Raw genomic sequence first — 13409 nt, 5'->3', positions numbered from 1 at the left:
CGACCGTTATACTGCGTACGATCGCAGGTTCTTTAAGAAGAGGCACAAAAAACTATGGCTAACTCGATTCGTTGTCATTGTGGCAAACTCAAGGGCACGCTGAACCAAAGTCAAGCAGTAAACAGATGTGTGTGCTACTGTGCGGATTGCCAAGCCTTCGCCCGTTTCCTAAAACGAGAGCCTGAAATACTCGACGAAGTGGGAGGAACTAACATTATTCAGACCATCCCTGCTAATATCACGTTTACCGAAGGCATCGAGAATTTGGCCTGTATGCGTCTTACAGCGAATGGGATGCTGCGATGGTACGCTGCGTGTTGTAATACTCCAATCGGTAATACGCTTTCAACCCCCAACCTCTCTTTCATTGGTGTTATCCATACCTGCTTGATTTCAGATCCAACTTCGTTGGACAGCGTGTTGGGGCCTGTCAGAATGTACGTCAACACCGAATCGGCGATCGGGGAAAATAAGCCCAAACCAGCAGGAGTTCTATCTGGCACCTTGCGCGCGATCGGTATGATGCTGAAAGCGCGTTTTGATGGTAGGTACAAACAAACCCCCTTCTTTGTTATGGAATCCCGTACTCCGATTGTTGTCCCGAAAGTGCTTAACGCTGAGGAGTTGAAGAACGTAAAGAATACTGTACAATAATCTGCTGTGCTCGTGACATGGATCGCGGCAAAGAAGTCGATACTATTCTTGAGGAAGAAGAACCTGTAGATTTCTATTATAGCGGTTTTCAGATCGGAAAGAGTAGGGGGTTTGGGGGCGTTGCCCCCAAGAAGGGGTTCTACCCCTTCACCCCGTCAATAAAACCTGTTCTCAATTGAAAAACGCTATATCTTGCTTTTTGGCCAGCAGACTTACTTCCAGATGTGGTTTTGAAGCAGACTTCTGAGACTGCGGCTTACTGGCACGAATATGCAAAAAGTTTGTAGGCTCTATTGTTGCCGGAGTCATAATACCTGCGATCTAAGTCACACCAAAACGTAGAAAAGATCGCAATGTTCTCAAGAGAGCGATCGCATTCACCTTAGAGAAATCAAGCTATGGCAGTTTTCACTTAAGAACGGGTTTTATTTTTGGGGTGCAGGGGTTTCACCCCTGCGTGGGGGCGCAGCCCCTGTTACCCGACACGCAGTTCACTCATGTGTGCGACATCAGGTTACATCAAGGAGTAGTTTTGGGGAAGAGGGTACGATACTTAGCTGTGGAACGATACTGTTGCAATTGACAGATAACGGTCGGATTAATTTCCAATGCCAATGTACGTGCGACTTCGCGACCAGCGTCATCGAAAACGAGCCAATCTCCAGTGGAGGCATCAAAGCGCACCCATACGGGGTGTTTGGCTAGAGCACGAGCAACAGTGTAATTGCGGTTGTAGAGAGAGATTCTGCCAGACGCATCCACCTTCCGTTGCCAGCAACCCTGCGCCAGGTAGGTGTAAACCCGTTGTAACGACCACAGTTGTGCTTCCTGGGAGCGTCGATAGGGACGAGTGCAGATGAGTAAATCAGGATGGAGTTCTAAGCGGGTTCGTCCCCTGACAGCGGGATAAAATGGGATGGACACCCCTGCTGGCACAAACCACCTCTGCAATGTCCGTTCGCTCGGGATTTGCTGTTGTGGCCAGCGTTGTTGCAATTGCACCCGGATGATGCCGCCGCCCCAGTCGGGGTGACGTCGTTTCAGCTAAATTGCGGCTCGCCAAATTAATCGCTCTGAGCGGATCCCTCCATGTCCACAGTGTTGATAATCCGGGGTCAATGCACTGTCTCCTCCTTGGCTCCAGCGCCGACAGATTTGCCGCACACTGTGGCGCGATTGTCCTAATGCCTCTGCGATCGCTCTATAACTTTTGCCTTGTTGACGCAGTTCTATCATCCGTTGACGGATGGGGACAGCTACTGCACTGGGCATATACACCTCCTGAGATCTCAAATCCTGACTTAATTCTGGTGTACCATTTACTTCCCCTGAGGAGGGTTAAATCTTGTGTCGTTCTACATGTTCTAACCGCGTGTCGGGTAACACCCCCACACCCCCCTGGCCTAACAGATCTGTCTATGGCTATAGCTAGTATGGCATAATAGTTTGAAACTCACCCATTGACTAGGTGTTGTTATGACTTCGCTCACACTGCCACTCGTATTCGATCTCACCCACGTACATCTGAGCGACGAGCAGTTTTATCAACTCTGTATCAACAATCCCGATATTCCGCTCGAACGGAATGCCCAAGGAGCTTTGATTGTTATGTCACCAGTTGGAGGAGAGAGCGGCAACAATGAAATAGAGATTGGTACAGATTTGGCAATCTGGAATCGTCAGACGCAATTAGGTAAGGTGTTTAGCTCTTCTACGCTATTTAAGTTACCGGGTGGGGGCGATCGCTCGCCAGATGTGGCTTGGGTTGAGATCTCTCGTTGGCAAGCACTCGCTCCCGAGCAGCGCCAAAAATTCCCACCGATCGCCCCAGATTTTGCGATCGAACTGCGCTCTCCTACAGATAAGCTGGAGACGTTACGACAAAAGATGCAAGAGTATATGAACAGCGGCGTGCGACTTGCCTGGATGTTTAATCCCCAAGCGCAGGAAGTAGAGATTTATCGTCAAGGGCAACCCAAAGAGATTCGCCAACTGCCAACGGCATTATCTGGGGAAGCAGTTTTGCCTGGATTTGTTTTAAAGGTCGAGCGGTTTGATGCATTCTAATCATTCTCCTCGCCGATCGCTTGATAAAAAGCTTTTTCAGCAGCTATAGACCTGGCTCGCTTGGCATAGCGATTGAAGCTGGCCTCTGATTGGTGGCGGGTTAGACTGCGAGCCAGATAGCTATCCATGCCTAGCAGCAATAGCTTGGTAGCATAGGTGTGTCGCAGCCTGTGGGGATGTAAGTTTGGAATCTCTGCCTTTATCCCCCACGCTGCCACAATTTTGTAAATGCCCTCATAGCTGAGAGCTTCTCCCTGATTGCGATTGCTGCAAGAAAGTAGTAGGGGAGATGAGTCTGCTAGTTTTTGAAACTGCTTTTCTCTCCAGTTGAGATAGTTGGTAATGTGCTCTCTAGCTTGTCCGTTCAAAGGTACTGTCCCTGTGGAGTCATCCTTAGCAACTCGAACGTATAATCGCTTGCCGTCAAAATCGCCGACAGTTAAACCCGCTACTTCGCTAGCGCGCAACCCGTGGCTGAGAATAGATAATAATGCGGCGTTGCGCAACTGTACGGAGTCTGAAGCGTTAGAATTTGTCACCACATGCCACAGGCGCATAACCTCAGATTCTGATAAATCTCGAGCGATGGGAACAGGCACGGATGCGAAGTCAATCGCCTGCGTGGGATTCTGGCTGTATTGGCTGGGATAAGCCTGGATTAGCCAGTTGTAAAAACTCGCGATCGCCGCGATCGCGCGATTGATCGAAGCAGGTTTGAGATGTCGCTCCGCTTCTAAATATTGTTTGAATTGAACGATCTGCTTAGTCCCGATCTCAGGAAGTGGAAGATTGCTCCAGGTGAGAAATCGATTTAATTCTTTGGTATAAGCCTTGCGCGTATTGGGAGCGAGATGGCGCGATGCCAAAAAATCGTGGATGTATCTAGATCTCAGGTCGGTCGGGCGATCGCCCGACCGTCTCTCATCCGTATGAGTACTCTGTGTGAGTGAAGGGAGAGGATAGCTATTCATCGATTTGCAACGTGCTTACCAGTTTGCGCCATGCCCTGACCATTTCAGGTTCTCGATCGGGTTGGATATGTCTGGAGACCAGGTCGATAAAGTTTTGGTATTGCTGCCAATTTACGTCATAGAGGGTTATACGCGGTTCCGCGATCGCGCTCGCAATTAATCTTTCCAGTTCGACCTGGGGTATATCAAGGGTAATTTTCATCTTTTTCCTTTGAAAGGTTCGCCACCGTGCAATGCCTCGATTGTATCAAAGATTTGCTCCGGTGCCGCTCCACTTCACGACTCCCTAAAGAAAGTGGGTGTCGGAGTACTGCGAATATCCCTGTTAGCCCTAAAAACCTGCTAATAGTCTTGTCTTTCTTAGCAAGAAAGTCAAAACAGTCTCTTCGCGAGAGAGGATATCTGCGGAAATTTCCATGCCAGCTTGAATTGGATATTGACGATCGCCCTTCTCTAAATACAGCTTTTCGGGTTGAATAGTCACTTCATAGTACTGGCTTGGCGTACCGATTTCATTACTTTGAGTAGCGATCGCGTCAGGCGATCTCGATCTGATCGCACCGTTGAGCGTACCGTATTCCGGGTAAGGATAGGCAGCCACTCGCAGTTGTACCCTGCCCTCCTGACAGTCTGTCGCCTTTTCTGCCTGGCAGATCTGGATCTTGCTAATATCTCGCGATGGTACTAGAGCCTTCACAATGAGTGGAGCGCGATTGGGGGCAATTTGGGCGATCTCAGTACCGGGCTGTACCATCTGACCTGGATTGCGCAGATCTAGTTTGAGCACTGTTCCATCGATTGGTGCCACAACTGTTCTCTTTTGCAGATCGCTTTTAATCTTTTGCAGTTCCTGGAGATCGCGATCGAGTTGATTCTTTAAATCGATTTGTCTGCTGAGTACGCGATCGCGTTCTTGAAGCAACGCAGCCAGTGCTGCTTCTCCCCTAGCTCGTTCCTGGGCGATTTGTTCTGTCGCGATCGCGACTGAAGCATTGCTGGGGTCGAGTGCCGCTTTTACTTTCTCCAGGCGAGCCTGGGCAATTTTGAATGCCTGTTCCTTTTCCTGAATTTGCAGATCGGTAATGGCTCCAGTGTTTGCCAATTTTTGATAGCGCTGCATCTCTATCTTTGCCATCTCCATGGCAGATAAGGCTTCTTGCACGTCTGCCTGCGTGGTAATTTGCCGATCTCGATAGTCGCGTTGATTGTGGCTGAGGGTTGCTTGAGCAGAGGCAACGGTGCGATGCATCAAATGGGCGGCTGATGCCATCTGCCGATCTAGAGCAACTACTTGAGTGGCTATTTGAGTCAGTTGTGCCTGGCTGCTTTGGATGGACGCCTCTAGCTGCTTTTGTTTGGTCTGGAGTTGGTAATTGTCAACCGTGGCGATCGCCTGACCCCGTTTTATCGTCTGATGTTCTTGGACGTGGATGCTGCTAACAATCCCTTCAATTGCTGACTGGGCAAGCCTTATTTCTCCGGTTGGGCGAATTGTGCCATAGACTCTGACACTGGGGGTATACCGAATAACGGCTGCAAGGGTGACTGTTGCCACAAATGCAGTAGAAATAAACAGCCCGCCCATTACCGTCCATCGACCTAGCGGGGGCAGAAATTCTTCACTTTGAATGGGCTTGAGAAAGTCAAAATTGGTTTCGTTAAGCATCTAACACCCTAGGTTGCAATCAATACCTTTGCGACCCATACCGAACTCTGTAACACTATACTTACGAAGAAGGGCTATTTTCGGATCACAATAATTGCAAAAATTAATGCTAGACAGTGATCCAAGTGATTTTGTCTGCCGTATACATTATTAAGTAGCGATAGTTAATTATGGTGTAGTTGTTTTATATGGCCACTAACGTCATGGGATGAAGGAGCAAGTAGGACTACTTCCTTACAGGGGAAAGTGGAAAACGGTTAGAGAGTACTCTGATTTTCTGGTTAAATGAGATCCAATTGACTATCGGCTACTTTGCATCTCCTGTGGAAAACCCGCTCTCGGATTTAGAGCTGTTTAGGGCGCTAAAAGCAAAACATCCCTCTATTTTGGAGCAGTTATATGACTGCTACGGAGATCTCATGTATAGCCTGGCATGGCAAATTCTCAGAAATCATCAAGAGGCAGAAGATCTGCTTCAAGAAGTTTTTCTGAACTTATGGCAAAACTGTACTTACAACCCAGAGCGAGGATCGCTCAAGACTTTTTTGATGATATTGGTGCGATCGCGGGCAATCGATCGCTTGCGATGGCAAAAGAAAACTTTAAACATGCTGGAGCGATCGGGTAAGGAGGTTAATACTGGACAACCTGGAATAGTTTCTCTAGATGAAGTAGCTTCTGATGAAGTAGCTCAGCGCGTCCGATCTGCGCTAGAGGATTTGCCAGACAAGCAGCGTATAGCAATTGAAATGGCCTACTTTGGTGGGCTGACACAACAGGAAATATCCCAGCATCTGGAAGTTTCCGTCGGCACTGTTAAAAGTTGGTTTCGTTTGGGGTTTACTAAGCTAAGACAATCACTACAAGACCTGATGAGCTAGATATTCTATGCCTGAACCAACCTCCCAACAGCCATTACCAGAACACTTGGAAGAGTTAGCGGCAGGATATGTTCTTAATGCGCTCTCCCCTGAAGAAACGGTGGAACTCGAACGTTACCTCCAGGAAAATCCTGCATCGCTCGCTCGCATAGAACAGTTGCAAGAAGTCATGGGACTGATGGCGCACCTCTCCCCTAGATTAACTGCACCTCTTCATCTGAAAACAAAGATTATGGGGGCAGTACGATCTTCTGTGGCTGAATTGCCTAGAGCTAGACGGTTGCCTAAACCTGACTGGGGGAAAGTTGTCCTTGCCGCTATTGCTTTAGCAACTCTAGCACTCGGAGTTGACAATTATTACTTGCGCCAAAAACTGACCTCGGTCAAGATGACGTTTGATAGCAATCGAGAGGTGGTGGAAACTTATGTGTTTGAACTGAGGGGCACGCCTGCTGCTGTAAACGCCTCAGGGAAAGTTATATTGGACTTACACACTGGTAAAGCGTTATTTGGTCTCCACAATCTACCGACCTTACCAGAAGGAGAAGCATATTACTTATGGGCGTTTACCCAGGATAAGAAAATTCTCTGTGGCAAGTTCAATACTACTTCGACTGGTCAAATTGTCAGCGTACTTCCAATACCTGTTAAAGAATATAGCAGCGCTGTGAAGTTCATGCGGATATCGCGTGAATCAACCACTAACTCTTCCGATCCTAAGAAAAAATTTCTCGTGATGACTAGCGAGTTGTAACAGGAAAACCTCTAATCCTTTGTTGGTAGGAGTTGTGTGGTTAAGCAAAAAATTTTCAGAAATTGTGATCCAGAATCAGGGTAACTCCGTAATACCCCTAGATGGTTACATAGAAGCTTTTGAATCGATTGGTAAACCTAACACTTTATCATGCTTATCTTGGGAATGCTGAAGTAGTATTCTCTGCAAAATCGCTAGTTTCTAGTTGGCCAAGGATTCTGCGCGATCGCTGTTCGATTCACAATAGCATTTTGTCCAATTTCCCCTCATCTATAGCTGGCATGATGAGAGTTGTCTTTGGATATGTAACCGCTCGTTCACTACAAAATAACTTTTTACGGAGAAAATCATGAAAGATAATCAAAAGAGCAAACTTCTGATCGAACTGACGGCAGCAGAAGCCTCTGCTATCAATGGTGGCAAACACGGTGCTGACGATCCTCCTGGGCATGATGCTGGTGATGACAAAGGTGGACGTCGTTAATCTTTCTTAATGTATCTGTAGAAGAGCCTTGAGCGCGATTTGCTATTTAGACATGTAACCCTGTCTAGATTGCAGAAGATGGCTCAAGCTGACATACACGACTCGTGATGGAGCCGCTCGATTGAGTCGCGATCGGCTCCCATCATCTTGCGAGCAGTCAGATATGGGAAAAATATTGAGAATGAAATACCAGAACGTCCTACAGCATAGTGAAGAAGATTGCGGTGCTGCTTGTTTGGCAACAATATCCAAATATTATGGACGTAACTTTAGCATCAGTCATATCCGCGAAGCCGTTGGTACTGGGCAACTAGGTACTACACTGCTAGGGTTGATTCAAGGATCAGAGACACTGGGGTTCAACTCCAGAGGCGTTAAAGCAGACCCACAGATCCTGGATCGGATGAAGGAACTGCCTCTACCAGCAATTATTCACTGGCAAGGCAATCACTATGTAGTTTTCTACGGGCAGCGAGGGCAAAACTACGTCATTGCCGATCCAGCAGTTGGGATTCTCTATCTGTCTAGAAAAGAACTGTTAGCAGGTTGGACGCATGGCGTAACGCTCTTATTAGAGCCAGATCCAATCCGCTTTACAGAGAAAGAGGACGATGCGATCGCTAGCTTTTGGCGATTTCTCAATCCTGTCTGGAGTTATCGTTCTATCTTGGGCGAAGCTTTACTGATTAATCTCATACTGGGCTTACTCTCGCTTGCCTTGCCATTTTTAATTCAAATCCTCACTGATGATGTATTGGTACGGGGCGATCGTCAATTGCTAGTGGGAATTGTCGCGGCTGTAGGGGTAATGCAACTCATGAGTAGTAGCTTGCAGCTCGTGCAATTTAATCTAATTGCCCACTTTGCCCAGCGGCTGGAACTGGGACTAATCCTGGAGTTTGGGCGAAAAATTTTACGCTTGCCACTCTCATACTACGAATCCCATCGCAGTGGAGAAATAGTCAGTCGTTTGCGAGATATTGAAGAAATTAACCAGCTAGTTTCCCAGGTGGTGGTGAGTTTACCCAGCCAATTGTTTGTTGCTGTCATATCTCTAGGCTTAATGCTGTACTACAGTGGGAAATTAGTGGCTGTGGCGCTAGCGATCGCGGCATTTATGACGATATCGACGATTGTTTTGATGCCCGTGTTGCGCCATCGCATCCGCAGGTTATTGGTAATAGAAGCAGAGAATCAAGGTGTTTTGGTGGAGACGTTTAAGGGGGCGCTTACCGTCAAAACCACAAGTGCCGCCCCACAATTTTGGGAGGAATTTCAAAGTCGATTCGGACGCTTAGCCAATGTCACTTTTAAAACAATTCAAATTGGTATTATCAATCGCACGTTCTCCATTTTTGTGGCAGGAGTGGGCAATGTGATTTTGCTCTGGTTTGGCAGCCACTTGGTAATTAGTCAGGAACTCAGCATCGGTCAGCTACTGGCATTCAACACGATGAATGCAAACTTCCTCGTATTCCTCAATGTCGTCGTTCGCTTTGTTAGTGATTTTATTCGCGCCAATACTGCAGTCCAGCGTCTTGCTGAAGTGATTGATTCTACCCCCGAAACCCAAGGCCGCGCTCCCAAACCCTGGGTTGCTATTCCTAGCGATGCAGATATCGCTTGTACGCGACTTAATTATCACTATGCTGGTAGAGTGAACTTGCTGACAGATTTTTCTTTAACTATTCCAGGTGGTAAGATTACCGCTTTGATTGGAAGATCTGGCTGTGGGAAAAGCAGTTTGGCGAAATTAATTGCCAGCCTGTACGATCTTCAATCTGGCAACATTCGCATTGGTATCTATAACCTGCAAGATATCGCCCTCGATTGCCTTCGCCAACAGGTAGTTCTAATCCCACAAGAACCTCATTTTTGGAGCCGTTCTATTCTAGAAAATTTCCGTTTAGGTGCTCCGCACGCGACTTTCGAGCAGATTGTGAAAGCTTGTCAGATTGCTGAAGCTGATGATTTTATCAGCAATCTACCGGATAAATATCAAACGGTACTCGGTGAGTTCGGTGCCAACATATCCGGCGGGCAGCGGCAGCGGCTGGCGATCGCTAGAGCGATTGTTAGCGATCCACCCATACTGATTTTGGATGAATCGACTGCTGGTCTCGATCCTGCCAGCGAAGCCCAAGTACTCGATCGATTATTGTTACATCGCAGGGGTAAGACAACAGTTCTAATCAGTCACCGTCCCAGAGTAATTAATCGAGCGGATTGGCTTGTAGTGCTAGATCGCGGCGAGCTAGTTTTGGAAGGAACTCTCCACGATCTGCACAGTAAACCGGGGAACCACCTGGATTTTCTGCGTCCATAACCTAAATACAGATAAAGCAACATTATCTGGAATTAATATGTAAAAAGCTAATTCTTGAAATCTCTCAGTGATTACTCGATCGATCGTATAGCGTTTTTCAATGTCATTGAATCGATGCCTGCTCTATAGCGGTTTTCAGATCGGAAAGAGTAGGGGGTTTGGGGGCGTTGCCCCCAAGAAGGGGTTCTACCCCTTCACCCCGGCAATAAAACCTGTTCTCAATTGAAAAACGCTATAGGGTTCCGGTTGTAAAGTCAAAGACGTTTGTAAGCGTTGTAAAATCTACTAATCATGTAGGTTTCTGTGAGGGCACATTCATTAATTTGCAACCTTTAATTTCTGAAACAACCGTGAAATAATGGTAACCACATCAACAAAGCCGATTAGCTTAGAAGCATTTCTCAATCTGCCTGAGACTAAGCCTGCCTCCGAATTTCTCAACGAGAAAATTACTCAAAAAGCTATGCCGCAAGGAAAACATAGCTTATTACAAGGTACGCTTTGCGAAACTATTAACCAATCTACGCGACCTGCCAAGCTCGCGATCGCTTTTCCAGAGTTGCGCTGTAATTTTGCTGGAGCTTCTATCGTTCCCGATCTGTCTGTATTTCGTTGGGGTAGAATCCCGTGTAATGACTTAGGTGAAGTTGCGAACCGTTTTGAGACTCATCCTGACTGGGCGATTGAAATTCTCTCTCACGAACAAAGACAAAATATAGCGGTTTTCAGATGAAAACGAGAAGGGGGTTTGGGGGCGTTGCCCCCAAGAAGGGGAGGCAGGGCGGTCTTGGGGGTTCCCCGCTAGAGCCACTGCCGTGTGGAACCCCTTCACCCCGTCAATAAAACCTGTTCTCAATTGAAAAACGCTATAAGGTCTTAGCAAATTTATTACATTGCATCGAAAATGGCACGGAGTTGGGTTGGTTGCTCGATCCTGAAGATCGGAATATTTTAGTTGTGTTTGGCGATCGCCGCATCCAAATTTTCCAAGGAAGCGATCGCATTCCAGTGCTCAATGGTCTTGAATTAGAATTAACTTCTGAGCAGATTTTTAACTGGCTCAGTTTTTAAAAGTTTTTCTCAAAACCTCTGACTCGATAAACTAGTGTTGCAAATCATAAATTTTGCAACATGGGGGAATGGGGGCAAAGCCCCCAGAAGGGGGTTTCACCCCCTCCACCCCCCTCCAAAACTTTGGTTTTGGTGTACTATGTGTCAGTTTGCACGTCTAGTAGGCGCGACTTTTCCAGGCGCTTCAACCACTTTTGTAAATAGACGCGGTTGGCTTGCTTTTCTTCTGGATCGGTCGTGTCCATTGGATGCGGTGCTAAGCCCTTAATGGCAGCGGTAGTAACGCAAAACATCGATTTTTGGAAGGAGACGCAAATTTGCACCCGCACGTCGGCTTCGCCACGCGAACTGCGATCGTAGATCTCTTGCAGATAGTCTGGGATAAAGTGGCGCATGTCCTGCATCAGTAATGTGGGTGGGATGCCAGCGCCACCTACGGGTAGCGGATCGGCATAGAGAGCGCCATAGTTAAAGTCGGCAGGATCGCTGGAGATTTGGTATGCTTGAGCGTTGTAGGAAACCGTGCCTCGGAATGGGAACGAGCGGAAAAAGACGGCTTCGACATAGGGAACAGCAGTATCCATTAGGAAAGTGAGACCTGCAGATCTGGGCATAATTTCATAAGCCTGACCGCCGATATTAACTGTATAGTCAACCGGGAGATTGGCAGCTTCTACTAAGCCATCGAGGACGTGCGCGACCACATCGGGGATATTTTTAATTTCACCTCGATCGTAGCGATCGCTGAGATTCAGAAACATCGGAGCCATCACTGACCAGAATACTCCTAATGCCCTGTAGTAGCACATCTGGCGGATCTGCTCTGGCAGGAATTCTGGGAAAGCGCGGTGCAGCCCCATAATCAACGGATTCCATTTAAACTTGGCTTGAATCGCTTTCTCAGCCAGTTGTTTGAACTCCGGCGTATCCAAATAGGCATCCATGCCGCCGCCGCCGTGCCAGAGCATTGCCTTCATGCAATATTCGGCAAACTCGTAATTAATCCGATCGTGCCACCAGTGCTTGAGCAGTTGACCGATCTCTACCTTGTCGTTGAAGTATTTGAAGAACGGAAAGAAGTTGAGGAACTGGCGGTCGGCGATCGCGATCAGATTGCGATTGTAGGCATCTAAAACCACACCATAACTCTTGAGGATGCCCACCACTTCCTTGAGATTTTGGGGATTGTCTGGCAGTAAGGCACCACCTGCTTCTAAACGTTCCAAGATGGGAGCGGTGGGATTGCCGATCGTTCTGTTAGTGCTCGTAGTTGTCATTTTTTTGTCCTCGTGTCTAGAGCAAGTTCGATGCGATCTTTGATGCGATGTTTGATGTAGTAGGTGCGATCGCCGTGCGAACTGGGATTGTCTTAGCGATGGCTGAAGTCGTAGGCTCGATCGACTGCACTGCCCAACTGGGCTGCAAGCCTAGCACCACAATTGCGATCGCCAGGATAATGCTGGGCGTGCGTTCTTTCCAAGTGACTCGCGGTAGGGTGGGTTGCAGACTGATGGGGCGATCGATATCGAGTGTAGATATGGAGATGCGGCCAAAAAACACGCGATCGATCAAGATCAAGAAGTAGACAGCAGTCAAGCCAGTACCGATCATGCACAAAAGCGTCTGCACTGGAAATACGGTAAAGCTGCCTCTAAATAGAATAAATTCGGAAATGAATCCCATCATGCCTGGAATCCCAGCGCTGGCCATCACACCTAGCACCATTAAGGTGCCAATTAAAGGCATTCCTCGCTCCGGGTTGAACAGTCCGTTGAGATTATTGATATCTCTCGTCCCCGCCTTGCTATAAATCACGCCCACAATCAGGAATAGTAAGGCGGAAATTAAGCCGTGGCTCACCATTTGTAATGACACGCCCAGTAGTGAAAGTGATGAAGCTGCCGAGCTTCCTAAGAGAATGTAACCCATGTGGCCGACGGAACTGTAAGCGACCATTTTCTTCATGTCGGTTTGGGTGATGGCGGTGAGGCAGCCGTAAATGACGCTGATTACCGCCCAGGTTGCGAGTATCGGCGCGATCTCTTGCCACGCCTCTGGGAATAATTGAAGTCCAAATCTAAGGAGGCCATAGGTGCCTAACTTCAGTAGAATGCCTGCAAGTAAGACAGATACGGGTGTGGAAGCTTCTACGTGAGCATCGGGCAGCCATGTATGTAGAGGCACGATCGGAATTTTAATGCCGAATGCCACCAAAAGCATCACTAGCAAGATGGTTTGAGTTCCTATAGGCAGAACCTGTGTTTGGAGCGTGTCTAAGTCGAAACTCAGACCTGACTGAAGTTCCGAACCCACCAGACCCGCTGTCCCAAAGAAAGCCGCTACAAGTAAAATGCCGGATACGGCTGTATAAATTAGGAATTTTGTCGCCGCGTAGCCCCGCCGCGCTCCACCCCAGATGGCAATTAACAGATACAGCGGTACTAGTTCTACTTCGTAAAACAGGAAAAACAGCATTAGATTTTGCGATACAAAAGCTCCGGAGACTCCACCGCTCAGTAACAGGATCAGAGCATA

14 protein-coding genes and 1 pseudogene are annotated in these 13409 nt (G+C 47.7%); 8 read left to right on the top strand and 7 right to left on the bottom strand.

Going from position 1 to position 13409, the window contains the following annotated elements; translation table 11 throughout:
* The first annotated feature begins 54 nt into the window (after window positions 1-54).
* Complete coding sequence (locus PSE6802_RS0104435) at window positions 55-654, top strand: DUF6151 family protein (protein ID WP_026103051.1); 600 nt, start codon at window positions 55-57, stop codon at window positions 652-654.
* 519 nt (window positions 655-1173) lie between these two features.
* Here PSE6802_RS0104435 and PSE6802_RS0104420 read toward each other — a convergent pair.
* Both PSE6802_RS0104420 and PSE6802_RS27735 read right to left on the bottom strand, forming a co-directional pair.
* The gene (locus PSE6802_RS0104420; protein WP_156815420.1) at window positions 1174-1656 is read right to left on the bottom strand and encodes a hypothetical protein; all 483 of its coding nucleotides are present in this window, start codon (window positions 1654-1656) and stop codon (window positions 1174-1176) included.
* Between the two features lie 42 nt (window positions 1657-1698).
* Window positions 1699-1926, bottom strand: coding sequence for a helix-turn-helix domain-containing protein (locus PSE6802_RS27735; protein WP_019498854.1), 228 nt, complete (start codon window positions 1924-1926; stop codon window positions 1699-1701).
* Between the two features lie 204 nt (window positions 1927-2130).
* Between PSE6802_RS27735 and PSE6802_RS0104410 the strand changes: the two genes are divergently transcribed.
* Window positions 2131-2721 (top strand): Uma2 family endonuclease, encoded by a 591-nt coding sequence (locus tag PSE6802_RS0104410; RefSeq protein WP_019498853.1) that lies wholly within the window; start codon window positions 2131-2133, stop codon window positions 2719-2721.
* Here the strand turns inward: PSE6802_RS0104410 and PSE6802_RS27730 are convergent.
* From PSE6802_RS27730 to PSE6802_RS0104395, 3 genes are all read right to left on the bottom strand, one after another.
* Entirely contained in the window at window positions 2718-3692 is a 975-nt protein-coding gene (locus PSE6802_RS27730; RefSeq protein ID WP_019498852.1) for a tyrosine-type recombinase/integrase, read from the bottom strand. The genes PSE6802_RS0104410 and PSE6802_RS27730 overlap by 4 nt on opposite strands.
* Window positions 3685-3894, bottom strand: a complete 210-nt coding sequence (locus PSE6802_RS0104400; protein ID WP_019498851.1) for a hypothetical protein — start codon at window positions 3892-3894, stop codon at window positions 3685-3687. Before PSE6802_RS0104400 ends, PSE6802_RS27730 begins: the two co-directional genes overlap by 8 nt.
* Window positions 3895-4023: 129 nt before the next feature.
* Window positions 4024-5358 carry an HlyD family secretion protein gene (locus PSE6802_RS0104395; protein ID WP_019498850.1) on the bottom strand — a complete coding sequence of 445 codons (1335 nt, stop codon included), beginning with the start codon at window positions 5356-5358 and terminating at the stop codon, window positions 4024-4026.
* Window positions 5359-5654: 296 nt separating this feature from the next.
* Here PSE6802_RS0104395 and PSE6802_RS0104390 point away from each other — a divergent pair, with 296 nt between their 5' ends.
* The 6 genes and pseudogenes from PSE6802_RS0104390 to PSE6802_RS33140 all read left to right on the top strand — a co-directional run bounded on the left by PSE6802_RS0104390 (window position 5655) and on the right by PSE6802_RS33140 (window position 10874).
* Entirely contained in the window at window positions 5655-6239 is a 585-nt protein-coding gene (locus PSE6802_RS0104390; protein ID WP_019498849.1) for a sigma-70 family RNA polymerase sigma factor, read from the top strand.
* Window positions 6240-6246: 7 nt separating this feature from the next.
* Entirely contained in the window at window positions 6247-6993 is a 747-nt protein-coding gene (locus tag PSE6802_RS0104385) for an anti-sigma factor domain-containing protein (RefSeq protein WP_019498848.1), read from the top strand.
* A gap of 349 nt (window positions 6994-7342) precedes the next feature.
* A complete protein-coding gene (locus PSE6802_RS35190) occupies window positions 7343-7477 on the top strand; it encodes a hypothetical protein (protein WP_019498847.1) in 135 nt (44 codons plus the stop codon).
* 181 nt (window positions 7478-7658) lie between these two features.
* Window positions 7659-9803, top strand: coding sequence for a peptidase domain-containing ABC transporter (locus PSE6802_RS0104375; protein ID WP_019498846.1), 2145 nt, complete (start codon window positions 7659-7661; stop codon window positions 9801-9803).
* 358 nt (window positions 9804-10161) lie between these two features.
* Window positions 10162-10512 (top strand): annotated as a pseudogene (locus PSE6802_RS27725) (Uma2 family endonuclease); the annotation flags it as partial.
* A 215-nt stretch (window positions 10513-10727) separates the two neighbouring features.
* Entirely contained in the window at window positions 10728-10874 is a 147-nt protein-coding gene (locus tag PSE6802_RS33140; RefSeq protein ID WP_156815418.1) for a hypothetical protein, read from the top strand.
* A gap of 137 nt (window positions 10875-11011) precedes the next feature.
* Here PSE6802_RS33140 and PSE6802_RS0104365 read toward each other — a convergent pair whose 3' ends face one another.
* A complete protein-coding gene (locus tag PSE6802_RS0104365; protein ID WP_019498845.1) occupies window positions 11012-12151 on the bottom strand; it encodes a CO2 hydration protein in 1140 nt (379 codons plus the stop codon).
* A gap of 16 nt (window positions 12152-12167) precedes the next feature.
* Window positions 12168-13409 (bottom strand): NADH-quinone oxidoreductase subunit M (locus PSE6802_RS27715; protein WP_019498844.1); only part of this gene is annotated, 1242 nt, incomplete at its 5' end.

Origin of the sequence: Pseudanabaena sp. PCC 6802 (assembly GCF_000332175.1) — a bacterium.
Lineage (GTDB): Bacteria > Cyanobacteriota > Cyanobacteriia > Pseudanabaenales > Pseudanabaenaceae > PCC-6802.
The sequence above is the reverse complement of the archived record's forward strand: the minus strand, read 5'-3'. Positions and strand labels throughout refer to the sequence as shown.